The sequence below is a fragment of the Listeria monocytogenes genome, from assembly GCF_041765605.1.
Taxonomy (GTDB): domain Bacteria; phylum Bacillota; class Bacilli; order Lactobacillales; family Listeriaceae; genus Listeria; species Listeria monocytogenes_D.
The window spans coordinates 175,950-189,800 of sequence record NZ_CP168900.1; the positions used below are offsets into that span (position 1 = coordinate 175,950).

The following is a 13,851-nucleotide window of genomic DNA, read 5'->3' on the forward strand; positions in this document are numbered from 1 at the left end:
AATTGTATCAGAATGCTAAAAATCGATTGTATGCAGTGAAGTAGTATTTTTTGGATAAATGTTTCCAAAATGTGAAATATTTAAATCTTTAAAAGTCTTTTGATGGGAAAAATGATGATTTATCTGCTAGGAATTGCGGTGTTATAGTAATTCAACAAAAAAATCCTAAAAGTAATCCTTTTTACTAAATCGATACGAACGTAGGTTCTGTGTTATAATTCAATTGGATTGTAAGAGGGGGCTTATTGATGAGGAAAGTGCAGATTTCAGTTAGGCGTTTAGTAGAGTTTGTCTTAAGAAGCGGTAGTATCGATAACCGAATGACTAGCTCAGACCGCGCCCTAGAAGGAACAAAAATTCATCAATTACTCCAAAAAGAAGCGGGAGAAGAATATGTGGCAGAAGTGAGTCTAAAGCTAGAACGAATAGTGGATGGAATTGCTTTTTCGCTTGAAGGTCGTGCGGATGGTATCATAAATGACCAAATGATTGACGAAATTAAGACAACCGAAACACCGATGAAAGAAATAACGGAAGATTTTCGACCTCTTCACTGGGCTCAACTTATCTGTTATGGATTTATGCTTGCTGAAAAGTCGGATTTGGCAGAAGTTACACTGCAATTAACGTATTATCAAGTATCAGATAAAGAAGTAAAGCAATTTCAACGTGTAATGAGTCGTGAAGATATGGGCGCTTTTGTGGACGATTTACTTTCCAAGTATGCTATTTGGGCAAAAGCATCGGCTGCGTGGGAAATGAAGCGAAATAAAACTATTCAAGAATTAACTTTTCCATATGATAACTATCGAAGTGGACAAAGAGAGCTTGCCATTGCAGTGTACCGGACAGTAGCCTCCGAAGAAAGTTTGTTTTGTGAAGCTCCTACCGGTATCGGTAAAACAATGTCAACATTATTCCCGAGCGTTAAAGCCATGGGCGAAGGAAAAACAGATAAATTGTTCTACTTTACTGCAAAAACTATTACGCGACAAGTTGCCGAAGATGCGTTAGATGAGATGCGCCGTAAAGGACTGGCTGCAAGAAGCGTGACAATAACTGCGAAGGACAAAATATGCTTTTTAGACGAACGAAAATGTGAACCGGATCATTGCCAATTTGCACGAGGTTATTACGACCGTTTGAACGAAGCATTGTTTGATATGTTGCAAACGGAAGAAGCGATTACCCGTCCAATTGTTGAAAGCTACGCCCGGAAATACACACTTTGCCCATTTGAATTATCACTAGATGTTGCTCTTTTTTGTGATGTAATAGTTTGTGATTATAATTATTTATTTGACCCAGTAGTCTACTTGAAACGCTTTTTTGCAGAAGGGCCGGGGAAATATACTTTTCTGGTGGATGAAGTGCATAATTTAGTAGACCGCGCGCGCTCGATGTATTCGGCAACACTGAAAAAATCATTAGTTATGCAAGTCAAACGGGGACTAGATTCCAAAAAGAACAAACGACTGCTAAATGCAATAAACGCGATGAATAAAGAAATGATTGCACTAAATAAAAAATTAAAGGACTTAGAAAAAACAATTTATGTCCAAAAAGATGAACTCGGTGATTGGAATGCATCTGTGTTAAAGTTCACCTTTGTAGCGAAAGAATGGTTGCCTCAAAACGCCCAGTCAGAATCACAAGCGGATGTGTTGGAACTTTATTTTGAGAGCTTAAGATACGTTGCAATTGCAGAGTTTTATGATGACCGCTACGTTACACAAGTTACGAGAAGTCACGGGGATTTAGAAATAAAACAACTCTGTTTAGATCCTGCTTTCTTACTTTCGGAAAAGCTGAAACTCGGAAGCAGCTCGGTGCTCTTTTCAGCGACAATGCGGCCGATAGATTACTATACAAACGTCCTCGGTGGTCAAGAAGACACGAGTAGAATGATTTTTTCTTCGCCATTTAAACAAAAAAACATGCATTTACTAGTAGCGGATTATATTAGCACGAAATACCAGATGCGCGAAAATAGTATGGAAGCTGTTGTGGATGCTCTCTATGCGCTAGCCTCTGGAAAAAAAGGCAACTATTTATTTTTCTTTCCATCATTCTTGTATTTACAAAAGGTATACGATTTATTTAAAGAAAAATATCCTAATATTCGGTCGCAAAAACAAGAAACTGCCATGGATGAAGAGCAGCGAGAGCATTTTTTAGAAAATTTTCAAGCAGGGAATGAAGAAAGTTTGGTTGGTTTTTGCGTTTTGGGAGGCGTTTTTTCAGAAGGGGTAGATCTTCGTGGGGAGCGATTAGTTGGTGCGGCGGTTGTCGGAGTAGGGCTTGCGCAACTGAATCATGAATCCGATTTAATTAAAGATTATTATAATGAAACGATTGGCCGGGGATTTGATTATGCGTACCAAATACCAGGAATGAACAAGGTGCTTCAAGCGGTTGGCCGGGTTATTCGCGGAGAATCGGATTGTGGCGTAGTGTTGTTAATAGAAGAACGCTTTTCGGCCGATCGTTACCGAGCATTATTCCCTGCGCACTGGAACCATGCAAAAACAGTGAAGAGCACGGACGATATCTCCCGAGAAGTGGCCGGATTTTGGCAGAATCGCTAATTTTCTAGTAGAATAGAGGTAATTAGTCATTTTTGGGAGGAAATTATGTATAAAATTATTGCGATAGATATTGATGGCACACTATTAAACGACGCACACGAAATTACACCAGCCGTGCGGGATTCTATTAAAGCCGCAAAAGAAAAAGGGGTAAAAGTAGTACTATGTACAGGACGTCCACTTGCAGGAATCAAAAAAAGCTTAATTGAACTAGATCTTTTAGACGTGGGAGATTACGCAATTACGTTTAATGGGGCAGTTGTGTTAGAAACAGCCTCCGAGAAAACATTAGCAGATATTACCTTAAATAAAACAGAACTAGAAGAAATTTATGCATTTTGTCATGCAGAAAATGTTAACGTTACTTATTTTGACGGGAAAAATATGTATGTACCAAGTCGCAAAATCACGGAAATCACTTGTCAAGATTCGCTACTACTTGGGACGCCGCTATACCATTTGCCTGTTGAGGAAGCACCTGCATCTATTCACGTTTCCAAAGTTATGCTACTAGACTCGCCTGAAAAAATTACCGATGTGATAAAAAAATTACCAGAGAGCATCAAACAAAAATTTTACGTCGTTCGGAGTGTTCCATATAACTTAGAATTCTTGCAAAAAGGCGTAAATAAAGGATCAGCGCTCGCTAGTTTAGCAGAAAAACTTGGGGTGTCTCAAAGTGAAGTCATGAGTATTGGTGACCAAGAAAATGATATTAGCATGATTGAGTACGCTGGTATGGGAGTTGCGATGGGTAATGCGACAGAGCATATTAAAGAAATCGCCAACTATACAACAACTACTAATAATGAAGATGGTGTAGCACAGGCTATCCAAATGCTCGTTCTTGACCGCTAAAATGAACAAAGAGTAGTAAAAATAGAATATTGTCATACAGTGTATATGGAAATGAAAAAATAGATAAACTGTTATAAAAAGCCGAAGCCTTCTATAAAGGAGTTTCGGCTTTTTTGTTCAATTTAGTACTTAATAATATATGGATTTTCAAAATCGTCACCGAAAGTTCATAAAGTTCTCTTTATACAAGCAGTACTTCCGAAAAGTGATATAGCCTGGAGTTACTCAACTGTCATATGATGTGTGATAATAACAAAACTTCATTAGTAAAGGATGAATTTGTAATGAGTAAAAACGGAAACTTTTTAAAAAAAGTAGGGCTAGCTTTCTTAAGTATTTTAATCGTCGCTAGTACAATCTTCCAAACAACAGTTGTGAAAGCAGCAACGAGTTATGGTTCTCAATTTTTAAACACAGTAGAACTCTTAGACAAAGACGGTGTGCCACAAACGAATTTTGGCTACTACGATAATATGGATGTGCACTACACTTGGTCCATCCCTAATTCAACAAACGTAAAAGCAGGCGACACAATGGATTTCACATTGCCAAGCCAATTGGCGCTCGCAACTGATCTTGCTTTTGACGTGAAAGATAGTAAAGGTCAAGTAGTTGGAACGGCCACTGTAAAAAGGGCAACCAATCAAGTGACCCTCGTTTTCAGTGATTATGTAGAAAAACATTCCGATATTAAAGGAGAACTGGACTTCTGGACTACTTTCAACCAAAAAGTAATTACTGGAAATGAAACAGTTGATTTAGAATTCCCTCTCCAAAATGGAACAACTGGAATAGATGTAGAAGTTGGCGAGAAAACCCCAGTCAGCCCGACAGAAACGCTTTTCAAATATGGTTGGGTGGACGCTAGTAATCCAAGTCTGATTCATTGGGTTATTCGAGTAAACTACGCCAAAGTGAACATTCCCAATGCCGTTTTCACGGATATCATCGGTTCAAAACAAACATTAAATTTTGATTCTATCAAAGCTTTTCATGGAACTTATTCCGCAGATCGGATATTTACAGCAGGCGCGGCTATTTCCAGCACCAATTTTTCCGCAACAAGTGACGGATTTAGTGTAGCACTAGGAGATTTAACGGATTCTGTGCAAATTTCTTATACAACAACCGCAACAGATGGCGGGAAGTCTACCCAGTATGATAATACCGCTAAACTAGCCGGAACTGATTTTGTGCCCAAGCAAACTTCCACGTGGACACCAGCATCAGGCGGAGGCGGTGAAGGAGGCGGGACAACCGGTTCAGTAACACTCACGAAAGAAGATGCGAAAACAAAAGCAACCCTCGAAGGTGCGGAATTCAAGTTGGTGGATTCAAAAGGCACTGTGCTACAAGAAAATATTACAACAAATGCAAGCGGACAACTTAGCATTGCTGACCTGAAATTTGACACCTACCAATTAATAGAAACAAAAGCCCCGACAGGCTACAAACTTGATACAACACCAGTAGAATTCACTATTGGCGAAAACAATAAAGCAATCACCGTGACAAAAGAAAATACGCTTAACACTGGCTCCGTAGAACTAACCAAGCTAGATGCAGCAACCAAAGCAACGCTAGCCGGAGCGACCTTCGAATTACAAGACAAAGAAGGAAACACGCTACAAACTGACTTGAAAACAGATGAAAATGGCGTTCTAAAAGTAACTGATTTAGTTCCAGGTAGTTACCAATTTGTCGAAACAAGTGCTCCAACAGGCTACAAGTTGGACAACAGCCCAGTAAGCTTTGAAATCATCGCAACCGAGACAGACCAAATCGTAAAAGTAACCAAAGAAAATGTACTAGAAGTTGGCTCCGTAGAACTAACCAAGCTAGACTCGTTAACCAAAGCAACCCTAGCCGGAGCAACATTCGAATTACAAAATAAAGAAGGAAACACGTTACAAACAGGTTTAACTACGGATGAAAATGGTGTTTTAAAAGTAACTGATTTAGTTCCAGGGACATACCAATTTGTGGAGACAAATGCCCCTATCGGATATGAACTCGATACGACCCCAGTTGTTTTTGAAATCATCGCTGGAGAGACTGACCAACCGGTAAAAGTAACAAAAGAGAACACGCCAACACCACCAACACCACCAGCACCAGTGCCACCAAACCCAGCTCCACCAGTACCAAGCAAACCGACTGTACCACCAGTAAAACCAGAAATATCAGTTATACCTCAGAAATCAGAAAACAGCGAAGATAGTCCAAAAAAATCCAACCTCAGCATAACTTCAAGTCTACCTAAAACAGGAGATGCAAATGATTTTGCGGGCTTAGGAGTACTCTTTATAGCCTTGTCATTGAGCGGTTTTCTAATGAAACGCAAATAAACAAATCGGCTTAGATATTTATCTAAGCCGATTTTTATTAAGGTGTTTAAGATTATCATTTGTCACAAAATGTTCACAATTAGCGAAGTTTTTCTTGGATAAGACCCGTTTTTAAGAAAAATTAATGTATAATCACTATGAATTAGTAATAAATTTATGGTTGAAATTAACAAAAAAAGGATGGTTTTTATGAAGAAACGCACGACAATGACGTCTAATCTAAAGAAATTCGGATTAGCCTTTCTTAGCGTTATCTTGCTTGTAAACGTTTTATTTCAGACTAACTTTGTTAAAGCGGCGACTAATTATGGCTCCGATTTTTTGAAAACTGTGGAATTATTAGACGCAGATGGCAATCCTCAAACGGACTTCGGTTATTACGACAGCATCAAGGTTCACTATACTTGGGAAATCCCCAATTCAACTAATGTGAAGGAAGGCGACACAATGGAATTTGTGTTACCTCCAGAGCTGAAGATAGTTACAGATTTAGACTTTTCTTTGAAAGATCACGATGGCAACACGGTAGGCCATGTGATTGCTAAAAAATCGACTGGGCAAGTAGTTATTACATTTACAGACTTTGTCGAAAAAAATTCCAATATTAGTGGATATCTCGATTTTTGGACTAATTGGGATAAATCATTAGTAGAAGGAAATGAAAATGTTCCAGTTGAATTTCCAGTAAATGGTACCACAGAAACAATTGATGTGGGCGTTGGTGGTAAAAATCAAATTGACCCGGATGAAAGTTTATATAAATACGGCTGGGCTAATGCTGAACATCCTGAGCTTATCCAATGGGTCGTTCGAGTTAACTATTCGAAACAAAACATTCAAAATGCCGTTTATGAAGACTTTATTGGACCGAAACAAGTCGTTGATTTTAATTCTATCAAAGCATTCCACGGTGAATTTGACCCGGATGATAACTTCACGCCAGGAGCCGAGGTACCATCATCAGCAATTACTCAAACAACGGAAGGATTTAAAGTCGACCTAGGAAATTTAACAGATTCTGTCAAAATTTCATACTATACAACTTCTACCGATAACGGAGCATCACCTAACTACACAAATAAAGGGCAATTGACAGGAGATAACTTCATCAAGCAAGAAATCGAAGTCGCGACACCAACATCAGGCGGTGGCGGAGGTGGAGAAGGGACAACTGGATCTGTTGAATTAACAAAAACAGATGATTCGTCTCAAAAAAATCCATTAGAAGGTGCCGAGTTTAAATTAGTCAACGGAGCAGGAACTACAGTCCAAACAGGACTAAAAACCAATATCGATGGTAAACTAACTATTTCAAATCTGAAATATGATACATACCAGCTGATCGAAACAAAAGCTCCACAAGGATATGTGCTCGATGCGTCTCCAGTAGAATTCACAATTGATGACGCGCACCAATCATTATTCCTATCCAAAGAAAACTCTGCCATCAAAGGATCCGTTTCACTAGAAAAAATCGATCACGACACACAAAACCTACTAGCTGATGCCGAATTTGAACTACAAGATAAAGATGGCAACACACTACAAACAAACCTTAAAACAGACAAAATGGGCAAACTAACGGTGACGGATTTACTTCCAGGTGAGTATCAATTTGTCGAAACAAAAGCGCCAACAGGCTATATTTTAGACGCTACACCAGTCAAATTTAAAATCAGCACAGAATCATTAAACATAACCGTAACAAAAGAGAACACGAAAAAACCAGAAACACCAAAAGTACCTGAGCCACCAAAAACGCCAGAACAACCGGGTAAACCAGATAAAATAATAAGCGCAGATAGCAAACAAACCACTTTACCAAAAACAGGTGATACACCACTTGTTAATGGATGGGGAATACTACTCGTAGCCATTTCAGCGAGTGGATTAATTGCACTTAGAAGAAAATAATCAAAAAACCGTAAGCGATAATACAATCGCTTACGGTTTTTCACATTAAATTATTTTTTGAACTAAAAAAGGTAATAGCTCCCACGATAGCAGAAATAATTATCAAAATAGAGCATATGATACTGATAATAGATAATACTTTAGTGGTCTTATTGATAGATGTAGCTTCTACTCTAATTGAACGTTTACTAGAGATAAGTGTTAGAATGGAGATAATCAATCCAAATGGTACGAAAAATGAGATGATTGAAAAAATAAGGGCACAAATGTCTTTATTTTTTGTTGTTATCATGGTGTCCTCCCGTATGATTAACTGTTTTCTTTTATTGTACAGTGCTAAATAATATAGTACAAGCATGGATTTATCGTTTTTTATTAAGAGTAAAATATATGCATTGCAAATGTTAAAAAAGACGCATCATTAATAAGAGCTTGTATTCACATAACCTGATGGAGAGGTGAAAGAAATATATGATTAATTGATTCGGATGTACCAAAGAGATGAGAGGGTAGTTGAAATAAAAAACCGTAAGCGATAATACAATCGCTTACGGTTTTTCTTATATAGTTCTAGTTTGATCTTGTAAGACAGCCTTTAACGAATGGTAGGCTGGGATAGATAAGTTTAATTCAACACGATTAATTTGTTGCGCCATTTTTGGTTGAATGCCAGAAATAAATGCCTCGACGCCAAGAAGTTTAAGCATCGTCACTAAGTTGGTAAGCATTTCTCCAAGTGCATCATCAAAATACGTGATTCCTGATAAATCAATACACAATTGTTCCACGCCTAAGTGTACGCATTTGTTTGCCGTGATTTCGGATAGCTTTTCTGCTCTTTCACGGTCGACGCGGCCCATTAAAGGTAGGATCGCTAGTTTGTCCGTGATGGAAATGACTGGTGTGCTAATTTCTTCTATTAAACGATGTTGTTGTTCTAAATGTTTGACGATATCATTGTAATACATGGCAGAGAAGGCTTCGTTTATTCGGTCGAACCCGTGATTAACCATGGACAGACTTGATGAGAAATCACATTTAGACACTTCATCATTATGAATACAAAAATCACCAACAGCCGAAACAAATTCACGACGTAGTTTATCTAGTGTAGTAATAACTTCAGGTAATGGCACTTCATTTTCCATGCGACGCGCGTACATGTTATCCAGCCATTTATCAAGCTTCTCAAAAAATGCTTTTTTACCAGCAAAATAAGAAATGATTAAGTCCGCTGTTTGTTCACTGTCAGCGCGCAGTTCATCTTTGTAACGCGGCGAGTAAACAAAGCTAGTATACGTATTTTCATTTTCATAAATTTTGGATAGCCAGTTATTAATAATTTCTTCTGTATGTTCTCTTAAATATAGTTCCATACTTCCATTCGATTCATTCATACCAGACAGCCCCTTTAAGTCTAAGTATAATAACTACTTTCCTTTATTCTATGCTCAAAACGGTTTACTGTCCATTTAAATTTCAGAAAAATAATTAATTTATTGAAATTGTAATATTAGTTAACGGAGGCGTCGTTATTTTTTTGTTAAAATTCCGAAGCTATTTAGGCTTGGTCATGGTATAATATTACAATATGGATAGAAAGGAAGTTTTTTGTGGGATTACAGGATGAACTTACAGTGATGCAACCAGTGGTCATGAAGATTTTTTCAAAAAGTGTCCGCGAAAATCGATTATCTCACGGCTATTTATTAGAAGGATCAAGTGGTACAGGGAAGAAACGCACAGCACTTTGGTTAGCTCAGAGCCTTTTTTGTTTAGAAAGTACAGAAACAGAGCTTGCTTGTGGGAAGTGTGCTAATTGCATGAGAATAGCGAGTCATAATCATCCGGATGTTCATTTGCTAGAGCCAGATGGAGCTAGTATTAAGATTGATCAGGTTCGCGCGCTGAAGCAAGAACTTAGTAAGCGCGGGATGGAATCAGATCAAAAAGTAGTTATCATTTACGATGCAGAAAAAATGACTGTTCAATCAGCCAATAGTCTGCTGAAATTTATAGAAGAACCAGAAGGTGGTTTGTTATTACTATTTTTAACAACAAACCCCGGGCAAATTTTGCCAACGATTCAATCAAGACTGCAACCAGTCACATTTAAATCACTGACTTTTGATAGTCTCCTCGCATCGCTAACAGCAGCTGGTATTTCCGAACAAAAAGCGCGGATATATGCTAGTATTACTGGGAGTGTAGAGCAAGCGAAGGCTTTTGAGGAAGAAGAGTGGTTTAGTGAAGCAAGAAATGTTGTTATCAAGTTATACGAAGGAATTCATCATCAAGGAACCAGCCCATTAATTATCATTCAAGAATCATGGATGCCACTTTTTAAAGAGAAAGATAAGATGGCGCTTGGACTCGAATTGTTGTTACTGCTGTACCGCGACCGACTTCATCTTACGCTTGATGAGAACTACGAACCTATTTGTACTGCGCAAAAAGAAATGCTCGGACAAGATGCGCTGCGTAAATCACTGTCCGAAACCACAGGGGAAATCGAGAAGATTCTCGCTGCGAAATCAAAACTGGATTCCAATATGAACACGCAACTTCTAATGGAGCAGTTAGTTCTGGAAATCCAAGGGAGGTAATCGCTATGCTTAAAATTGTAGGCGTCCGTTTTAAAGACGTTGGTAAAATATATTATTTCTCACCTGGCGAACTGGAAATCACAGAAAACCAAGGTGTTATTGTTGAAAATGCACAAGGAATTGAATTTGGTAAAACCGTCATTGAACCGCGCTATGTGGACGAAGAAGATGTCGTTTTACCACTTAAGAAAGTACTGCGTATCGCAACAGAAGCGGATTATAAATGCGTTGCCGAGAATGGCGACTCGTGTCAGAAAGCCTTTTTACTTTGTGATGAAAAGATCCGCGAGCGCGAACTTGAAATGAGTTTGGTTGATGTAGATTATACATTTGACCGCAATAAAATCATTTTTTACTTTACTGCAGAAGGTCGCGTTGATTTCCGGGAGCTCGTGAAAGATTTAGCATCTGTTTTCCGGACTCGCATCGAACTTCGCCAAATTGGTGTTCGTGATGAAGCGAAATTGCTCGGTGGGATTGGTCCATGTGGTCGTATGCTCTGCTGTTCCACTTTCCTAGGTGATTTCGAACCAGTTTCCATCAAAATGGCGAAAGATCAAAACCTGTCCCTTAACCCGACGAAAATTTCTGGTTTATGTGGACGATTAATGTGTTGCCTGAAATATGAGAACGATGAATATGAGCAAGCTAAACGTGAAATGCCAGATGTTGGTGTAAAAGTAAAAACTCCAGAAGGCGCAGAAGCACGTGTTTCGGGAATCAACTTGCTTTCTAGAATCTTACAAGTGAGTTTGCCCGAAGAAGAGACGGTTATAGAATACGAATTGGACGAATTACGCCCATACAACGAATTTCTAAAACAACCGGCAAAGTCTTGAGGTGAAAAAATTGGATAAAAAAGCTATTTTTGACTCAGTCAGTAATATGGAGGAGCAAATTGGCGAATTGTATCAGCAACTTGGAGATCTAAAGACAAACTTAGGCGAAATGTTGGAAGAAAATAACCGATTAAACCTTGAAAACGAACATTTGCGACGCAGACTTTCTTTGACTGATGAAGCGACACCAGAACCTAAAGCCGAAACAGAGGCGGAACACGGTGTAATGGCGCCTAATCGTAAGGAAGCAATGCAGCAAATGATTGAACTTGGGGAAGGTTATGACAATCTTGTCCAACTTTACAAGGAAGGATTTCATGTTTGCAATGTACATTTCGGCAGCCCGCGTGGCAATGATGAAGATTGTTTATTTTGCTTATCCTTGCTCAATAAAAAATAACATGACGGGCCTTTCTCGATTCAGGAGAAGGGCTTTTTGCTAGAAAAGGTGAATCATTTTGGAAAAAACCAAACTAATAGGCGATGAAAGGCTCGATTATTTGCTAGCAGAAAATTTGCGGATTATTCAAAGCCCATCGGTATTTTCTTTCTCAATAGATGCGGTTTTACTGGCGAAATTCAGCTACTTGCCCATTCGGAAGGGGAAAATAATTGATTTGTGTAGCGGGAATGGGATTATTCCTTTACTACTTAGCACGCGAACCAAAGCAAAAATCGTTGGCGTTGAAATTCAGGAGCGCCTAGCGGATATGGCGAAAAGAAGTATTCTTTATAATCAGTTGGAAGAGCAAATTGAAATGATTGAATATGATTTGAAAAATATTACAGACCTTATCCCAAAAGAGCGCGCAGATATTGTCACCTGTAATCCACCTTATTTTGCGACTCCGGATACAAGTTTGAAAAACACGAATGAACATTTTCGGATTGCTCGCCATGAAGTTATGTGTACGCTAGAGGATACTATTCGTGTAGCCGCAAGCCTTTTAAAACAAGGTGGAAAAGCGAATTTTGTTCATCGTCCGGAACGATTACTAGACATCATTGATATAATGAGAAAATATCGCTTGGAACCGAAACGCATTCAATTCGTGCACCCGCGCTCAGATAGAGAAGCGAATACGGTACTTGTAGAAGGAATCAAAGACGGGAAACCTGGCGTGAAATATGTTCCACCTGTTATCGTATATGATGAGCTGGGGGAATATACACCAGTAATTAAGGAGATTTTATATGGCGAAAGCAAGTGAACATTTCTTTTATGTGCTAAAATGTAGTGACAATTCCTATTATGGTGGCTATACAACAGATGTTATTCGCCGAGAAGCGGAACATAATGCGGGAATTAGATGTAAATATACAAAAACACGTCGCCCGGTAAAAGTCATCCATTTTGAAAAATTCGAGACAAGAAGTGAAGCCACGAAAGCTGAAGCAGCCTTCAAAAAATTATCACGTAAAAATAAAGATGCCTATTTATTACAGCGGGAGGAGGAAGCAAAATGATAAAAAGCCAAAAAAGTTTTAGCGGAGCCATTCAAGGAGCATTATATTTAGTGCCGACGCCCATTGGTAATTTAGAAGATATGACTTTTCGCGCAATTCGCATGCTTAAAGAAGCGGATATTATTGCAGCGGAAGATACGCGGAACACCGTGAAACTTTTAAATCATTTTGAAATTACAACCCGAATGACGAGCTACCATCAGTTTACGAAGGAAAATAAAGAAGATAATATTATTCAGCGAATGCTAGACGGAGAAGTGGTGGCGCTAGTTAGTGATGCGGGGATGCCATCTATTTCTGATCCGGGATACGAACTTGTTCAAAGTGCGCTAGATGCTAATATTCCTGTCATTCCACTACCAGGAGCCAATGCTGCTTTGACTGCCCTGATTGCCTCAGGTCTTGCCCCGCAGCCGTTTTACTTTTACGGATTTCTTCCACGCCAAAACAAAGAACGCACCCAAGCGATTGAAAAATTAGCAGTGCGCGAAGAAACGTGGATTTTATATGAATCACCACACCGTTTAAAAGAAACCTTAAAAGCACTTGCCAAAATCACTGGAAATGATCGGAAAATGGTCTTGTGCCGAGAGCTCACAAAAAGATTTGAAGAATTTTTACGTGGAACGGTTGAAGATGCGTTAAACTGGGCAATGGACGAAGAAGTTCGCGGAGAATTTTGCTTGATTATCGAAGGAAATGCCAACCCGCCACTTGCAGAAGAGCAACTTTGGTGGCAAGAACTCGATATTAAAACGCATGTAAGCACGGTAATGGAACAGGAAAATATTAGTTCTAAAGATGCGATAAAAACGGTTATGAAAGCGAGAAATTTACCAAAACGAGAAGTTTACTCGGCTTATCATGAAATAAAATAAAAATCATGCGCGAATTCTTAAAAGGGAATTCGCGCATGATTTTTTTATAATGTATCACCAAAGCGGCGTTTAATTTCTTCCATTAATTCCGCAGCGCCTTCTTTACTGAGCGTCAGTTTACCGTCTACGAATTTTTTGTTTTCAACAGAAAACTCTCCGGTAACATCGCAAACCAAACCCGCTGAATACTTTTTCAATATAATCGCATCTTCATCTGTAAAAATTTCTAAAGGGTCTTTTACATTTAGGTTCATCGTTCTTCTTATTTCAATTGGGATAACCACACGACCGAGTTCGTCGATTTTTCTTACCATTCCAGTTGATTTCATTTTCTCACCTTCTTGATAATTTTA

12 protein-coding genes are annotated in these 13,851 nt (G+C 38.8%); 10 read left to right on the top strand and 2 right to left on the bottom strand.

All coding sequences use genetic code 11. The annotated features are described in order from the left end of the window. The first annotated feature begins 248 nt into the window (after positions 1-248). From AB2Q86_RS00915 to AB2Q86_RS00930, 4 genes are all read left to right on the top strand, one after another. A complete protein-coding gene (locus AB2Q86_RS00915; protein WP_012582112.1) occupies positions 249-2,588 on the top strand; it encodes an ATP-dependent DNA helicase in 2,340 nt (779 codons plus the stop codon). Between the two features lie 45 nt (positions 2,589-2,633). Next, positions 2,634-3,446: a sugar-phosphatase gene (gene yidA, locus AB2Q86_RS00920; RefSeq protein ID WP_012582111.1), complete on the top strand. Its 813-nt coding sequence runs from the start codon at positions 2,634-2,636 to the stop codon at positions 3,444-3,446. 284 nt (positions 3,447-3,730) lie between these two features. Continuing rightward, on the top strand, positions 3,731-5,794 hold the full coding sequence (locus tag AB2Q86_RS00925) for a SpaA isopeptide-forming pilin-related protein (protein ID WP_012582110.1): 2,064 nt from the start codon (positions 3,731-3,733) through the stop codon (positions 5,792-5,794). A gap of 189 nt (positions 5,795-5,983) precedes the next feature. Further along, positions 5,984-7,708, top strand: a complete 1,725-nt coding sequence (locus AB2Q86_RS00930; protein ID WP_012582109.1) for a SpaA isopeptide-forming pilin-related protein — start codon at positions 5,984-5,986, stop codon at positions 7,706-7,708. 560 nt (positions 7,709-8,268) lie between these two features. On the opposite strand, the gene AB2Q86_RS00935 is transcribed toward AB2Q86_RS00930, so the two are convergent. Next, on the bottom strand, positions 8,269-9,105 hold the full coding sequence (locus AB2Q86_RS00935) for an STAS domain-containing protein (protein WP_003728908.1): 837 nt from the start codon (positions 9,103-9,105) through the stop codon (positions 8,269-8,271). Positions 9,106-9,321: 216 nt separating this feature from the next. Here AB2Q86_RS00935 and holB point away from each other — a divergent pair, with 216 nt between their 5' ends. The 6 genes from holB to rsmI are packed head-to-tail and all read left to right on the top strand — an operon-like array spanning position 9,322 to position 13,498. Continuing rightward, complete coding sequence (gene holB / locus AB2Q86_RS00940; RefSeq protein ID WP_003728907.1) at positions 9,322-10,314, top strand: DNA polymerase III subunit delta'; 993 nt, start codon at positions 9,322-9,324, stop codon at positions 10,312-10,314. Between the two features lie 5 nt (positions 10,315-10,319). Then, the gene (locus tag AB2Q86_RS00945) at positions 10,320-11,153 is read left to right on the top strand and encodes a stage 0 sporulation family protein (RefSeq protein WP_003723490.1); all 834 of its coding nucleotides are present in this window, start codon (positions 10,320-10,322) and stop codon (positions 11,151-11,153) included. A 10-nt stretch (positions 11,154-11,163) separates the two neighbouring features. After that, a complete protein-coding gene (gene yabA / locus AB2Q86_RS00950; protein WP_003723491.1) occupies positions 11,164-11,553 on the top strand; it encodes a DNA replication initiation control protein YabA in 390 nt (129 codons plus the stop codon). Between the two features lie 58 nt (positions 11,554-11,611). Continuing rightward, positions 11,612-12,364 (top strand): tRNA1(Val) (adenine(37)-N6)-methyltransferase, encoded by a 753-nt coding sequence (locus AB2Q86_RS00955; protein ID WP_012582108.1) that lies wholly within the window; start codon positions 11,612-11,614, stop codon positions 12,362-12,364. Beyond that, positions 12,348-12,620 carry a GIY-YIG nuclease family protein gene (locus AB2Q86_RS00960; RefSeq protein WP_003728905.1) on the top strand — a complete coding sequence of 91 codons (273 nt, stop codon included), beginning with the start codon at positions 12,348-12,350 and terminating at the stop codon, positions 12,618-12,620. The genes AB2Q86_RS00955 and AB2Q86_RS00960 overlap by 17 nt, the downstream gene beginning before the upstream one ends. Next, entirely contained in the window at positions 12,617-13,498 is an 882-nt protein-coding gene (gene rsmI, locus AB2Q86_RS00965; protein ID WP_012582107.1) for a 16S rRNA (cytidine(1402)-2'-O)-methyltransferase, read from the top strand. Before AB2Q86_RS00960 ends, rsmI begins: the two co-directional genes overlap by 4 nt. A gap of 44 nt (positions 13,499-13,542) precedes the next feature. Here the strand turns inward: rsmI and AB2Q86_RS00970 are convergent, their stop codons facing one another. Continuing rightward, positions 13,543-13,827 carry an AbrB/MazE/SpoVT family DNA-binding domain-containing protein gene (locus AB2Q86_RS00970; protein WP_003728903.1) on the bottom strand — a complete coding sequence of 95 codons (285 nt, stop codon included), beginning with the start codon at positions 13,825-13,827 and terminating at the stop codon, positions 13,543-13,545. Positions 13,828-13,851: the final 24 nt, after the last annotated feature.